Source organism: Calothrix sp. PCC 6303, from assembly GCF_000317435.1.
GTDB lineage: Bacteria > Cyanobacteriota > Cyanobacteriia > Cyanobacteriales > Nostocaceae > PCC-6303.
The window spans coordinates 5,560,445-5,573,857 of record NC_019751.1; the positions used below are offsets into that span (position 1 = coordinate 5,560,445).

General features: G+C 42.9%; 12 protein-coding genes. 4 read left to right on the forward strand and 8 right to left on the reverse strand.

Annotated elements, in window-relative coordinates:
• Positions 1-39: 39 nt before the first annotated feature.
• Complete coding sequence (locus CAL6303_RS22490; RefSeq protein ID WP_015200131.1) at positions 40-633, reverse strand: peroxiredoxin; 594 nt, start codon at positions 631-633, stop codon at positions 40-42.
• Between the two features lie 136 nt (positions 634-769).
• Between CAL6303_RS22490 and CAL6303_RS22495 the strand changes: the two genes are divergently transcribed.
• On the forward strand, positions 770-2,770 hold the full coding sequence (locus CAL6303_RS22495) for an amylo-alpha-1,6-glucosidase (RefSeq protein WP_015200132.1): 2,001 nt from the start codon (positions 770-772) through the stop codon (positions 2,768-2,770).
• On the opposite strand, the gene CAL6303_RS22500 is transcribed toward CAL6303_RS22495, so the two are convergent.
• Complete coding sequence (locus CAL6303_RS22500) at positions 2,767-3,225, reverse strand: hypothetical protein (protein WP_015200133.1); 459 nt, start codon at positions 3,223-3,225, stop codon at positions 2,767-2,769. The two genes, CAL6303_RS22495 and CAL6303_RS22500, sit on opposite strands and share 4 nt — an antisense overlap.
• Before the next feature lie 269 nt (positions 3,226-3,494).
• On the opposite strand from CAL6303_RS22500, the gene CAL6303_RS22505 reads away from it, so the two are divergent.
• Entirely contained in the window at positions 3,495-4,988 is a 1,494-nt protein-coding gene (locus CAL6303_RS22505) for a sensor histidine kinase (RefSeq protein WP_015200134.1), read from the forward strand.
• Positions 4,989-5,239: 251 nt separating this feature from the next.
• On the opposite strand, the gene CAL6303_RS22510 is transcribed toward CAL6303_RS22505, so the two are convergent.
• The 4 genes from CAL6303_RS22510 to CAL6303_RS22525 all read right to left on the reverse strand — a co-directional run bounded on the left by CAL6303_RS22510 (position 5,240) and on the right by CAL6303_RS22525 (position 9,478).
• A complete protein-coding gene (locus CAL6303_RS22510; RefSeq protein WP_015200135.1) occupies positions 5,240-5,590 on the reverse strand; it encodes a DUF1257 domain-containing protein in 351 nt (116 codons plus the stop codon).
• 151 nt (positions 5,591-5,741) lie between these two features.
• Positions 5,742-7,256, reverse strand: coding sequence for an AAA family ATPase (locus tag CAL6303_RS22515; protein WP_015200136.1), 1,515 nt, complete (start codon positions 7,254-7,256; stop codon positions 5,742-5,744).
• A gap of 100 nt (positions 7,257-7,356) precedes the next feature.
• Positions 7,357-7,710, reverse strand: coding sequence for a hypothetical protein (locus tag CAL6303_RS22520; RefSeq protein WP_015200137.1), 354 nt, complete (start codon positions 7,708-7,710; stop codon positions 7,357-7,359).
• A 472-nt stretch (positions 7,711-8,182) separates the two neighbouring features.
• Complete coding sequence (locus CAL6303_RS22525; RefSeq protein ID WP_015200138.1) at positions 8,183-9,478, reverse strand: dihydrolipoamide acetyltransferase family protein; 1,296 nt, start codon at positions 9,476-9,478, stop codon at positions 8,183-8,185.
• A gap of 36 nt (positions 9,479-9,514) precedes the next feature.
• Between CAL6303_RS22525 and CAL6303_RS22530 the strand changes: the two genes are divergently transcribed.
• Together CAL6303_RS22530 and CAL6303_RS22535 are read left to right on the forward strand one after the other, a co-directional pair.
• On the forward strand, positions 9,515-9,745 hold the full coding sequence (locus tag CAL6303_RS22530) for a hypothetical protein (RefSeq protein WP_041739863.1): 231 nt from the start codon (positions 9,515-9,517) through the stop codon (positions 9,743-9,745).
• 345 nt (positions 9,746-10,090) lie between these two features.
• The gene (locus tag CAL6303_RS22535) at positions 10,091-10,627 is read left to right on the forward strand and encodes a hypothetical protein (protein WP_015200139.1); all 537 of its coding nucleotides are present in this window, start codon (positions 10,091-10,093) and stop codon (positions 10,625-10,627) included.
• 245 nt (positions 10,628-10,872) lie between these two features.
• Here CAL6303_RS22535 and CAL6303_RS22540 read toward each other — a convergent pair whose 3' ends face one another.
• Positions 10,873-11,319, reverse strand: coding sequence for a YlqD family protein (locus CAL6303_RS22540; protein WP_015200140.1), 447 nt, complete (start codon positions 11,317-11,319; stop codon positions 10,873-10,875).
• Between the two features lie 41 nt (positions 11,320-11,360).
• Positions 11,361-13,337, reverse strand: a complete 1,977-nt coding sequence (locus tag CAL6303_RS22545) for an AMP-dependent synthetase/ligase (protein ID WP_015200141.1) — start codon at positions 13,335-13,337, stop codon at positions 11,361-11,363.
• Between the last annotated feature and the right edge of the window lie 76 nt (positions 13,338-13,413).

A 13,413-nucleotide genomic window follows, 5' to 3' on the forward strand; every position in this document is an offset into this window, starting at 1 on the left:
CAACGTAAGGAAGTAATTATTGCCTAAATTCTGCAACCTTTAAACAGCAGAGAAGAAAACTTTAGATTTAACTGGATCTGGGTTCATGGTTTTGTCACCAGGTTGCCAACCAGCAGGACATACTTCATCTGGGTGAGATTGTACGTGTTGAATCGCTTGTAATGTGCGTAATGTTTCATCTACGCTACGACCAAATGCGAGGTTGTTGATAGTCGCATGTTGGATAACGCTATCTTTATCGATGATAAATAATCCCCGTAAAGCAATACCTGCGGCTGGGTCTAACACGTTGTAAGCTGCGCTGACTTCTTTTTTAATGTCGGCAACAAGGGGGTAATTAAGATCACCAACACCACCTGATGTACGTTCGGTTTGAATCCAAGCAAGGTGAGAAAATTCGCTATCTACAGAAACACCCAGGATTTCGGTGTTAAGTTTCTTAAAATCTTCATAGCGATCGCTAAATGCTGTAATCTCAGTAGGACAAACAAAGGTAAAGTCGAGAGGATAGAAAAACAGCACGACATATCTACCACGATAGTCGGACAGTTTAACTGTCTTAAATTCTTGATCTACTACAGCGGTTGCTGTAAAGTCAGGTGCTTGTTGACCTACTCGAAGACATCCTTCCATATACTTTTCTCCTGGTGTTAATTTTTTTCTAGTAGCATCTGGACTACAGGTACTAAACTTACCGTAGTCTATGCTTTGACTAATTTATTACGAACTGTTACAAATATATCATACTCATAACGATTTTGAGTACCAAATGACAGATTTAGACACAAAAGAATGGTTACTCACAAATGGGTTGGGTAGTTTTGCCAGTGGTACAGTCTCCGATATTCGGACTCGTAGTTATCACGGCTGGTTATTTGCAGCGATGAATCCACCTTCTGGTCGTCATTTATTGTTGTCGCATCTTGAAGCTAGCCTAGAATTATCCCAAAAAGTTATACCCCTAGGAAGTAATTTTTGGGGAACTGGTGAAATAAATCCCCAAGGTTATCGATTGCTAAACTCTTTTGGTGTTGATCCAGTACCAAAATGGAGTTGGGGTGAGAATAACTGGCAAGTGACAAGGGAATTAATCATGCCACATTGTCAAGTGAGTGGCAAAGAATTCACTAGCAGTTTACTAGTTAAATATACTTACGAAGGCGTGGAAACGGCAATCTTGAAATTACGGTTGTTAATTGCCGATCGTGATTTTCATCATCAGCAGCTGCAAACTTCAGAATTGCAGTTTTCCCAGTTGATAGGGGAAAAACAAGTTTGCTTACAAAGAAAAAACTCAGGTGAATGTGGTATACCTTGGCACTTACGATGGACTCAAGGAGACTATGAAGCAAACGGGGTGTGGTATTGGAATTATGCCCTACCAGAAGAGACTGCGAGGGGGTTAAAGGATCGTGAAGATTTATATAGTCCCGGATACCTGACAATTCATTTGCAACCAGGAGATCAGGTGACATTGGAGGCAAAAGAGGGTTTTCCAGAACCTCAGCAGTTGACTTTAACTGAAGATAGTTTTGCGGAAGCTATAGTTGCTGAACAAAAACGACTAACACAAGTTTTTTTGAAGGGGAAAAAAACTGTATCTTTTTCTGATCCCCATACTTTACTTCTACATGCTAGCGATCAGTTTATCGCCTACCGGGCTTCTATTAGTGGTCCGACGGTAATTGCTGGGTATCATTGGTTTAATGACTGGGGAAGAGATACTTTAATTGCTTTACCTGGTTTAACATTGACCCCTGGACGTTATGATCTAGCAAAGGGACTATTGAAAACCTTTGGACATTATTGTCGGTACGGATTGATTCCGAATGCTTTTCCTGATGAAGATAATGAGCCAATTTATAACAGCATTGACGCTGCCCTATGGTGGATTGAAACCCTGGGATTATATTTAGAAGCAACCCGTGACTGGGATTTTTTAGCCGAACAGTACCCAGTGGTGCTACAAATCTATAAAGCCTTTGTTGGTGGTACTCGCTACAACATCCAAGTTGATTCTACTGATGGATTAGTCAGTTGGGATAATTGTGGTGTGGCGTTAACTTGGATGGATGCGGTGGTGAATGGAAAACCTGTAACACCACGTCGCGGGAAGCCAATTGAGATTAATGCATTGTGGTATTCAGCACTGTGCTGGGCTTCACGGTGGGCGGAAATTTTGAGCGAGCGAGCAGATGTTTCTGAGCAGGGTAAATTAACTAAACAGGCTAATAGATATAGCCAACATGCAGAGCATGTAAAAGTATCTTTACAAAAATTCTGGAATTCACAGTTAGGTTATTTTTATGACACCATTGAGCCTGATGACCGGAGAAACTCGCAGATTCGTCCAAATGCAGTGATTGCCTTATCGTTGGCACATTGTGGGTTTACTCAACTACAGGGACAACAAATTTTAGAAGTAGCGCGATCGCACTTACTCACGCCCTATGGTTTAAGGAGTTTATCACCGAGTGATCCTGAATATCAAGGTCGATATATAGGGAATGGGGAAACACGCGATCGCGCTTATCATCAAGGAACAGTTTGGTGTTGGTTAATTGGTGCATTTGTTCGCTCCTGGCAACGGTTTTACCCAGATCAACCCTTACCTTTCGACTGGCAGCCTTTAATTAGTCATATGAGTGAAAATGCTTGTGTGGGTTCTATCTCCGAAATTTTTGACGGAGATAAACCCCATTTTCCACGGGGTGCAATTGCCCAAGCTTGGTCTGTAGCGGAAGTTCTCCGCCATTTCCCCAAATCTTAGCGACTCCAAACACTACCACCAAAGTTTTGTCCACCAGAAATTTTTTGGATACGACCACCAGAAATTCTCAACGTCATTTCACCGTACCCTCTAATGCTACCTTTAGGAACATCAGCCCAACTGCCAACAATTCTACTGCCTGTGATGGTTCCTTGGAAGACATTTGACCAGGTTTGTCCACCATCACTACTTTGACCGTACCACCAAATTTGGTTTCCAACCTGGCGAATAAAGTAAACTCCACCATCGTTACAATTCCATGCACCAGTCATGTTGGTAGCTTGGGCAATTAAAGTAGAGGAATTCCCAACTTTTGCTGGGACACTAGTTAAACTTTCGGCTTTGATTGATTGTGATGCTGCGAAGGTGGAAGCTGTAGAACCCAATGTGAAAGCTAAACTGCAAGTAGCAATGCTTACCAATGACTTGAAGGTTTTTGTCGTTAAGTATGCCATAATCCGAATTCTCCAATTTTGACTTAGTGATTCAGGGGTTAACCCCCTTGTACTCAGTCATATGTTTGTGCTTCTGAGTTTATGCAGGAGAATTCGGAAAAAATTTTTCCCATATTCGTAACTATTAAAAAGCCCCTGGGGAAATTGCCCCTAAAACTGTTCGGTTCTACGACTTTTAGCTTGCGACAAAAACTAATAACCTCGTAGTTAAGCAGTGAAACATCTGTAAAAGTGTTCCATCTCGCTCTGAAGCTAAGGGGTGAAGGGTTGTGTATAAGTGGATTTTGCCAAGTTTGAGTGAAGTTATTGCGGATAACCATATCAGCACCGCTAAATGTTCGTCTGCCAAAGCCGAACAGCAGTGGCGTGTTAGCCTTGCCGCAGTGGAAAAACTGCTCACAAGTACACTCACAACAGCTTTAAGCGATACAATTAACGCATTAGTTATAGCTACACCAGCACCACTATTTAGCCAACTAAGGTTAACCCCAAATATAGAAATAGTAAATTTGACGGCAATGCCTTTTAATCCTCTGGCTTTGATGCCTTGGGGAGTTGCTGGTGGGGTTATCCCTACAAATGAATTTACTCCTCAGGAACCAGTTTTACCATTATTAGTAGCAGATCCCTTAGCAAAAGAGCAATTTTGTTTAGTATTTACCCACCATTTTCAATTAGTGCTAGTTTTAGCAGAAGATGACAATGGGGAGAAAACATTTACATTTTCTTTTGAGCCTGAGATAGTCAAGCAGACATGGCAAGTTCTAGCTGCTAGGGTGATGATGGTTAACCCTGACTGGTTTGCCCAATTAGCAGATCAAGTCAACGTTTATGCAGAAATTCAGCCAAATTACCGGATTTTGATGTATTTTAGCCAATTGTTGTTGGCAGAGCTTCCTGAAGTTGAAGAGTTAAAAGAAGTACGAGGGCAAAAAGAACAGACGGAGTTAAATAATGTCAAATTTAACTCTACCGTGATGTCAGTGGATACAGAGAAAGCTGTTACTGCTAATTGCCAGGGAACAACCCATAACTCAGTTGAAGCTGGGATGTCATCTCGTTCTGATGTTGAACTTCTACAAGCTTTTGCCCATGAGGTACGTACACCCTTGGCAACAATCTTAACAATTACTCGGTTACTGCTGAAGCAGCGGGATTTACCAGCGAATGTGATTAAGCGATTGCGGATGATTGAGGCTGAGTGTAATGAGCAAATAGACAGGATGGAGTTGTTGTTTAAGGCTGCCGAGTTAGAAACTTCCAGTGCAGCAAACTTCAAAAGTACTCAGTTAACACCCATGTGTTTGGAGCAAATTCTCCAGCAAAGTATTCCTCGTTGGCAACAGTCGGCAAGTCGGCGAAATTTGACTTTGGATGTGATTCTACCACAGCATTTACCAACGGTGGTAAGTAATCCAAGTATGCTGGATCGGGCTTTGACAGGATTAATTGAGAATTTCACCCGTAGTTTGCCTGCTGGCAGCCGAATTCAGGTTGAGGTAATTCCGGCTGGTGATCAATTGAAATTACAGTTTTTACCTTTGGCAGAATCTAAAGATGGTGCAACTACAGCAAGTTCTCCATGCACACCTCCAATCCGCCAAGCCTTGGGACAGCTATTGATGTTTCAGCCAGAAACTGGAACTATTAGTTTAAATTTAAATGCGACGAAGCATTTATTCCAAGCTATTGGTGGTAAGTTGATTGTACGGCAACGTCCCCATATTGGTGATGTGATGACGATTTTCTTTCCCTTGAAGTAGTTCCTGACAAGGAATTTTAGTTACCCAAAAAGGGGAAAAGCCAAATAGTTTATGTATATAGCTTATCAATTTTAGTTTTTCTAAGTGAATGATTGAAGACTTCGGGTTAATGTAAATAAATGCTAAATTTATTTCATCAATAAAAAACGAATAAACCGGACTGCGAAAACAATCCGGTTTTGAGAAAAAAGCGGGCTAACCACAGCTTACTTGGTTAACCCCTATTACATTGAGAACGCGTAGAAATACTTCTATTGCAATACCAATTTAACATTGGCATTTTGCAAACCGCGCTGCTTCACTTCAGTTAAGGTTTTATTCACGGCATACTTTTGATTGATCGAGTTGATCAATTCAGTTTGGTTGTGTTTTTTAGCAACACCCCAAAGGTCTGCGATTAAATCAAAAGAACCATCGCTGTTGCGTGACCAACCTAAGTCATATTCGCCTTCGAGAACTGCAACGATGTCAGAACGGACACGTTGACCGTTGTAACCACGAACATCTGCTTCGGTTTTCACAGAAATACCGAGGTCGCGCAATGAAGCTTTGAGGATTTCAGCGTCGGTGATTTTGGTGCGTAGGGTGCTAAAATGAGACATTTGGGTTTCCTCCAAAAGAGAAGATTGAGAAAAGGACAACAGTTTGTTTCGTTCGTTTCGTTTCAATCCGAGCCGCACTTAGCAGATTGCGGCTTTTTTAATTGCTAGCTTTGCGGCTAGCCTTTCCCCCTGTGGTAGCAGAGGAAAGCTTTTAGAACTCCATTCGCTGATATTCAGCGACTGAAGCTGCTGCGGGTCTGGCGCGTTGCCTAGCCCAGTCTCGCAAGGCTGTAACTTGCTCTTGCATCGTTCGAGACAGTGGGAGGGTAGCCTTAATTGCAGCTATAATATCTAGTTGTGTAAACTCGCGCTCTTGGGCGAATGCTTCGTACATCGCAGCCACGATCGCTTGTTCAATTTCTGCCCCCGAAAAGCCGTCTGACATCTTCGACAGTTGTGCTAAGTCGAAGCGGGCAATGTCGTCACTACGGCGTTTGGTCAGGTGGATGTTGAAAATCTGCTGACGTTCTTCGGGTGTAGGCAAATCCACAAAGAATATTTCATCGAAGCGCCCTTTCCGCAAGAACTCCCCTGGCAACCGTTCAACACGGTTAGCAGTTGCCATCACAAAAACCGGAGATTTTTTCTCTTGCATCCAGGTGAGGAAGGAGCCGAAGATTCGATTGGATGTACCTCCATCGGAATCTCCCGATCCACCGCTTCCAGCAAATGATTTATCTAGTTCATCAATGAACAAAATTGCTGGGGATATAGATTCGGCAGTTTTAAGGGCATTACGGAGGTTTGCTTCTGAGCGACCCACCATAGAACCATCATAAACTCGTCCCATATCTAAGCGTAGAAGTGGCAACCCCCAAAGACGGGATGTTGTTTTGGCGATTAGTGATTTACCACATCCAGGTACCCCTAAAATTAGCATACCTTTAGGCTGAGGCAAACCATACTCTCTAGCTCTTTCTGTGAAGGCGTTAGAGCGCTGAGTTAACCACCTTTTCAATTCCTCTAAGCCACCAACCGCATCAATGGTTTCATCTTCTTCTATGTATTCTAGTATACCATTGCGGCGGATTAATTGCTTTTTCTCTGATAAAACTATATCAACTTCTTCTTCAGTTAAGCGTCCGGTTGTCACCTGAGCTTTGCGGTATACTTTTTCCGCTTCATCTTTGGTGAGACCTAGCGCCGCTCTAAGAAGTCTCTCACGGGCATCCGTAGTTAATCTCCGCCCTCGGTTGTTATCTATATGAGATGTGAGAACTTTGTTTAATTCTGCCATATCTGGCAAGGTGAAATCGAGTACAACTACTTCTTTTTCTAACTCGATTGGCACCTGCTGCATGGGTGACATTAAAATTATATTTTTCTGCGTTCCCTTGAAACTAGCGATCGCATCTCGCAACGATCGGGTAGTCGCAGGTGCATCTATAAATGGATGTAAATCTTTAAGGATAAATATACCAGGCTCTTTCTGGCGAATGATCCACTCAATAGCCGCTTCTGGTGAAACTGTATTGTGTTGCGTCACATTCCGAGGCTGACCATACTCAACAATACCGTGAGTAACTGTCCAAACATATACCCGCCGCTGAGGTTTCGAGGACTGGGCAATGGTAAAAATTGATTGCTCTGCCCGCTCTTCCTCTGAGGTCACAAGATAGATGAGGGGATATTGAGCTTGAATGAGAATATTGAGCTCTTCTTTCATAGCATCGACCTTCTTGAGACCCTTATAGGAACCTTAAAGACACCGCTTTATCTGTTTTATTTATTGTATTGAGGCTATTAAATTGGGAACAATTCATAACCTAACAAGGAACCAATTCTTCTTCGCCTTTGCGATAGCTGCTCTCACCTTGCTCAAGTACTTCAACCTCTATAGGTATATGTTCTTGACCAATCACTCCAGGTTGTTTTCCTAGTGCGGCGAGTTCTCCATCTCTTAAAACTAAGGAACTATCACAACTAGGACAGGAGTAAACTCGGTGATTTCTACCGTATGAAGCTTCGATCTCTTCAACTAACTCGGAGTTAGTTAGGTAGAAAACAAGAGCGCGTTCGGCAAGCTCTGACATCGGTTCGGAATCAACTGCTGAACGGACTTTTAACCTTCTATGCAGTTCGGGTGATAAATATAAAGTAACCTTCTGCTTGACTTGCATAACTCTTAACTGTCTTACCCGGGTATGTATATCAAGTTATCGGTTCCCTTCGGACTTGTCAAGACGTTAAAACGTTTTAGCGTCAATTTCGTAACATTAGTTTACAAACGTTAGTATTGTTTGTTGCGACTATCACTTTAAGTCTTGATATCACTCTACTTTGAGGATGATTATTCAGGTTTTGGAGATGGTTAAATCCATTGCTAATACTTGGCAATGAATTTAACCGCATAAAGCAGTCCATTGAAATGGACTAAAAACCAAAAATATTCAGTCATCTTGTAGATGACTTTAGTTGGCGAGGGTGGGATTGTAGAAAATCGAGGGAATTCAAGACTTGTGTGTACACCATAAGGCACGTTTGTGGGGAAGTTTACCCCACAAAGCCGCCGACCCGATCCAAAAGGGTCTGCCATCGTTAGACAGGCGAGTTAAATACCCAAATTGCGTTAAACATTTGAGGATTACATAGTTAAAGAGTCAAAGATTGAGCATTGGTTTCAATCAATTTTGCTAAATCCCTCAAGAACGCAGCGCCATCAGCACCGTAGATAATGCGATGATCGCAGGTAATATTTACTTGCATTTGCTGCTTGACACCAAACATCCCATCACCTGTTGCGACAACTTGGGGACGAGAAGCACCAACTGCCAAAATCGAACCTTGTCCGGGAGGTAAAATTGCATCGAAGGTATCAACACCGAACATTCCCAGGTTGGAAATAGTAAAGGTTCCGGTGCTGTATTCTTCCGGTTGGAGTTGTTTTGCCCTTGCCCTTTCTACGAGGGACTTCCAGGTGCGAGATAGGGAGTAAATGTCGATTGCATCCGCGTTTCGCAACACTGGGGTGATTAAACCACCATCATCCATCGCTACAGCTACAGAAACATTGATATCTGAGTGATAAACAATACCTTGCTCCGAATAGCTGGCATTGATGATGGGGTGCTTTTTCAGCGTTAGCGCGATCGCTTTTGCTAACAAAGCCGTCATAGTCACGCCTTTTGATTTAATCTGCTTGTAAAGGCTATCTAAGGCATCAGTGGTAATAGTGTAGTTAGCACGGAATACAGGTACTGTCAAACTCGCCACCATATTCCGGGTAACGGCGTTTTGGAGCGCATTGAAGGGAGTTGTTTGTCCGGGGACTACGGTAGCTACAGGAGCAGGTGCTGGGGCTGTTCTAGGTATTGCTGGAGGTGCGGCAACTGGAGCAGGTGCAGCAGTAACAGTTGGAGGTGTACTTACTCTGCCAGCAGCGGCTTCGATATCCTCAGCAACGATTCTGCCAAAGGGTCCGCTACCAGATGCGATCGCATTCAGGTCTACTTTGAGTTCTTTAGCGAGTTTTTTGGCGCGTGGTGATGCCACAATACGCCCTTCGCGGTGATTTGAGGCATTTGTAGTAGTGGCAACTGGTGCGGCGGTGGTGGTTGCCCCATTAGTGGCAGCTTTGGCAGCTATAGATGGAGTTGCAGGAGCAGCAGCAGAGGTAGCTTTTGACACAGCCCCAGCAATTTCTGCTTCTGTTTCCACGACATACGCGATCGCGTTTCCCACTGGAGCAGATTCTCCCGCTGGAACTATAATATGTGCCAGGTATCCTTCATAAAAGGATTCCACATCCATATCTGCCTTATCTGACTCCACAACCACCACGGTTTCGCCTTTCTCCACTTTGTCACCTGGCGATTTGACCCAGGAAACAATTTTCCCCTCGGTCATGGTGGAACTAAGTGCAGGCATGAATACTTCGTATATGCTCATATGGTGGTTTAGGGAATCGATAATATGTGAACTTGAATGAAAAAGCAGGGGGGCAGCAGAAAGTTTGTGGGGAAGGTTTCCTTCTTTCAAAGTTTGGCGGGACGGAAACCGACACCGCCACCTGCTACAACGGGGGAAACCCCCGCAACGCAGTGGCTCAACTTTGCGTTTACACAAAGCTTTTCAAGACAGGCAGCAAGGGGGAAAAGCCACTCACGGGGGTTTGTACCTCTAGCTGCCCTTTCCGTCAGCAATAACTGCCTCTAATAAAACTATCAGATCGAATTGTATCTTGATGGCGAGCGCGAGGAACCATATTAAAACATAAAAGTCTATTAATTTGTGTTACTTATCGCCGAATTCCCACCCATAAATTTGGGAAAGGTTCAGAATCGGACTAGCACAGGAAAAAAGTAGGCAAAAAACACAATCTAGAATCCTGAAAACAGGAGACAGAAGACAAGTCCCATAAAGCTTATTTTCATAAGTCTTTCATCTGCTCAAAAAGTATTGCCGACAAGTTTAGCCAAATCACGTTTCATTGCCTTTGGTTTTTCTTTCTCCCTCACTCCCCCACTACCTCACACACAACAATGGAAAGAGCTTTTTATTATGTCAGTCAACTTAAAGCTTTTTTTGATTTTAATCCTCAGTCTCTTTGTCACAGCCGCTGCTGGGGCATTAATTAGACAACAACCTACGGAATTGACATCTGAGGTTAGTAAAAATCAGCAAGAACCTTTAGTATTATCCTCTTCTGTCTCTGTGAATAACACCGTGTCAGAGCCGGAGCGAATTGGATATAAAACAATACCTTTAGAAAATTTAAAATCGGCACTACAAGGAACTGAGCCGGATGCACTAGCGATGCAATTGGTGGAGGATATTCAAGGATTTGAAACGGATTTGCGAAAACAAAAAGTTGAAATTACTTATCCTCATCCGAATCAAATCATAGTCACAATTACTCAGCCTATTGTCTCTAAGGGCTTAAGTAAAAGGGGAAATCTTCAGCAAGTGGTTTCTGGAAGTACTTCCAAATCGACAAGATATCAAAAATATCAAGTTGAATTGACCAGCATTGGTAGTACAGTACTAGTAAATTCTCCCCCCATGTGGCAGATTGTTTGGGCTGGTTCTGAGGAATAATTTTTGAACTTAGGAATGTATAGGAGTGGACATCTCGGTTAGGACATACTATTTGTCTAAAAGGGAACTCTTAACAGGCAACAGAGAAAATATAAATGGCTCTTCCCCGCTCCCTACACCCATTAGAAGACTTTTACAGCTAACGCTGCGCTACGCGTTTCTTGGATGCCCGAAAGGGCTATACAGCAGACCCTACTTAGATCCCCGACTTCCTGAAAAAGTCGGAGATCTACAAACACAATTACTTAAATGTCACCGCGAACTTCTTCGACGATTCCATCACGTAGAACCACTTCTACTTGTAACTTACTGATCAAGTTGTCACCTGGTTCAATCCGGAAAAAGCCTTCCATCTGAAATTGATTGACTTCTTCATCCAACTCCAAAAGCTGTACTTGTTGGAGATTTTGCAAAAATTGGTTTTTTTGCTCCAGTAATTCGCTTTTCTTCTGATTTACCTGAGCTTGGATATTTTCAATTTGTTGCATACTTTGGGGTCCAGGTGGTTGTAAAGCCTGTTTCTGGATTTCAGCGATCGCTCTTTGTCCCTGAAGGTCTAATTGCTGTAGCTGTTTATCTGTTTCATTAATTTGACTTTGTAGTTGCTGTTGTACTTCTTCCTTCCACAATGTGGTGACAATTGCTTTGACGTTAACAGAGCGCTTTAATAACAGTTGTTTCGAGGCATCCATAAATGTTTTCCGTTCACTCGTGATTTTGCAGTTGTGGAGGATTAAGCGAACATGCCGTTAATCATATCGTGATAATGTTCTGCCACGACATGTCGCCGAATCTTCAAGGTTTGAGTCATCATGCCGTTTTCCATCGAAAACGGCTCCAAAATGAGTCTAAAGGGATTAATGCGATCGTCTGGTCGATATCCCGGACGATTTTGCACTTCCCGATTCAACTCTTGCCGGAATAAATCCTGGATTATTTTACTCTCCAGATTGATTTTTTGGCTGCCTGACAGTGTAACATTGTCTTCTTGTATACACAGGTCTAAATTGTGTTCCTGCGCCCATTTTGCCAAAGCTTCGAGATTGGGAACAATTAATGCCCCAATTGAGCGTTGATCTTGTCCCACCAACATAATCTGGTCGATGTAGGGCGATCGCAAGCAAGCATCTTCTATGGGTTGTGGTTCGATGTTCTCACCATTGGTTAATACAATCGTGTCCTTGGCACGTCCGGTGAGAATTAGGTCATTTTTGTCGCTTACCCAACCTAAGTCGCCGCTGTCAAACCAGCCTTCAGAATCAATTGCTTTGGCTGTGGCTTCCGGGTTTTGATAGTAACCCTGCATAATTTGTGGACCGCGTAATAATACTAATCCCCGTTGTCCGTTTTCTATGGGTTTACGGGTTTCTGGATGCACAATTTTTACTTCTGTTCCCGGAATTGCTAATCCAGCAGCACCACGCAAATTTCGCCAACTTCGACGTACATGGGTAACGGGGGAAGTTTCTGTCAAACCATATCCGACAAATATCTCTACCCCAACAATTTCAAAAAAGTTATCCACGTAGCGTGGTAGCGCACCACCTCCGCTGACCATTTGTTTAACTTTGCCTCCGGTGGCTTCGCGCACTTTGCCGTAAACTAGTTTTTCTCCTACTGCATGCAATGGTGCGAGGAATATACTTTGAATTTGGGCTGTAATTTTGTCCAAAACTGAGGGTTGAAAATTATCCAAACTTACACCTTGGACTATTCGTTGAGCTTTGATATATTTCTCGCTAATGGCAAAGAGATTCTTAACTAATTTTTGTTTTGATGGGGGTTGTTCTCTAAACTGCTTTTGTACCCCTTCGTAGATTGATTCCAATAGCCGAGGGACTGCAATAATATAATTAGGTTTAAATTTCTTCAGGTCATTCTTTATTGAACGCAGACTGGTGTAAATCTGCATACAACCCTGGGAAAAGAGAAAGTATTCACAGCTACGTTCGTAACTATGCCAACTTGGTAGGATACTGAGGACAGTATCACCTTTTTCAGGTTGTACCACCGAACCTAAAGAGGTGACTTGATGCATAATATTTCCGTGGTTAAGCATCACACCTTTTGGTTTGCCTGTGGTTCCAGAAGTATAAATTAATGTTGCTAAATCTGTACGTTTGAGTTGAGTGGGTATCAAAGTATGCTGTCCACCCAGAGTAATTATTTGCTCGAAGTTAAGAATTTTGAGACTTTCTTCTGGGGGTGGTGTTTCTTCTGAAAGAAGGATAGCAAATTTGATTCCCAGGTCATCTAAACCTTCACGTAGCTTTTTCAGGGTTTTGAAATTTTCTAGAACCAAAGCAGTACTACCGCTGTTGGCAATAATGTATAGTAATTCTTCCCGTTCAGCTTGGGAACCCCGGACTGCATCCACTGCCCCAGCCATCATAATCCCTTGATCTGCTACTAACCAAGCCGGAGAATTATCCGAGATGAGGGATATTCTTTCTCCTGCTTGAATACCCAATGCCTGTAACCCGGATGCAAAAGCGCAAATCTTCTCATTCAACTGTTTGTATGTGAAAACTACCTCTGGTTTTGCGTGGGGGTCACATACGGCGATACTATCACCAAACCGTTGCGCGATCGCACTCCACATCAAAGGTAATACTTCAATATCTCCGTAATCTACCAAATGCTTCGCCTGTTGGCGTTCTACTTGGGAGTAGTTAGCTAAAAATCCTGCCTCTCCGTAAACTCTCACCATCAGTATCACCTCAACTCAATTAATACATCTATCTGTTGTAATCCAAAATCTTTTTTCCCATATATTAAGCTACGCT

Coding starts and splice junctions, on each gene's coding strand:
- CAL6303_RS22520 (WP_015200137.1), bottom strand. CDS start 7,710: ATGCAAGTCAAGCAGAAGGTTACTTTATATTTATCACCCGAACTGCAT.
- CAL6303_RS22495 (WP_015200132.1), top strand. CDS start 770: ATGACAGATTTAGACACAAAAGAATGGTTACTCACAAATGGGTTGGGT.
- CAL6303_RS22530 (WP_041739863.1), top strand. CDS start 9,515: ATGAAAAAGCAGGGGGGCAGCAGAAAGTTTGTGGGGAAGGTTTCCTTC.
- CAL6303_RS22540 (WP_015200140.1), bottom strand. CDS start 11,319: ATGGATGCCTCGAAACAACTGTTATTAAAGCGCTCTGTTAACGTCAAA.
- CAL6303_RS22490 (WP_015200131.1), bottom strand. CDS start 633: ATGGAAGGATGTCTTCGAGTAGGTCAACAAGCACCTGACTTTACAGCA.
- CAL6303_RS22535 (WP_015200139.1), top strand. CDS start 10,091: ATGTCAGTCAACTTAAAGCTTTTTTTGATTTTAATCCTCAGTCTCTTT.
- CAL6303_RS22510 (WP_015200135.1), bottom strand. CDS start 5,590: ATGTCTCATTTTAGCACCCTACGCACCAAAATCACCGACGCTGAAATC.
- CAL6303_RS22515 (WP_015200136.1), bottom strand. CDS start 7,256: ATGAAAGAAGAGCTCAATATTCTCATTCAAGCTCAATATCCCCTCATC.
- CAL6303_RS22500 (WP_015200133.1), bottom strand. CDS start 3,225: ATGGCATACTTAACGACAAAAACCTTCAAGTCATTGGTAAGCATTGCT.
- CAL6303_RS22545 (WP_015200141.1), bottom strand. CDS start 13,337: ATGGTGAGAGTTTACGGAGAGGCAGGATTTTTAGCTAACTACTCCCAA.
- CAL6303_RS22525 (WP_015200138.1), bottom strand. CDS start 9,478: ATGAGCATATACGAAGTATTCATGCCTGCACTTAGTTCCACCATGACC.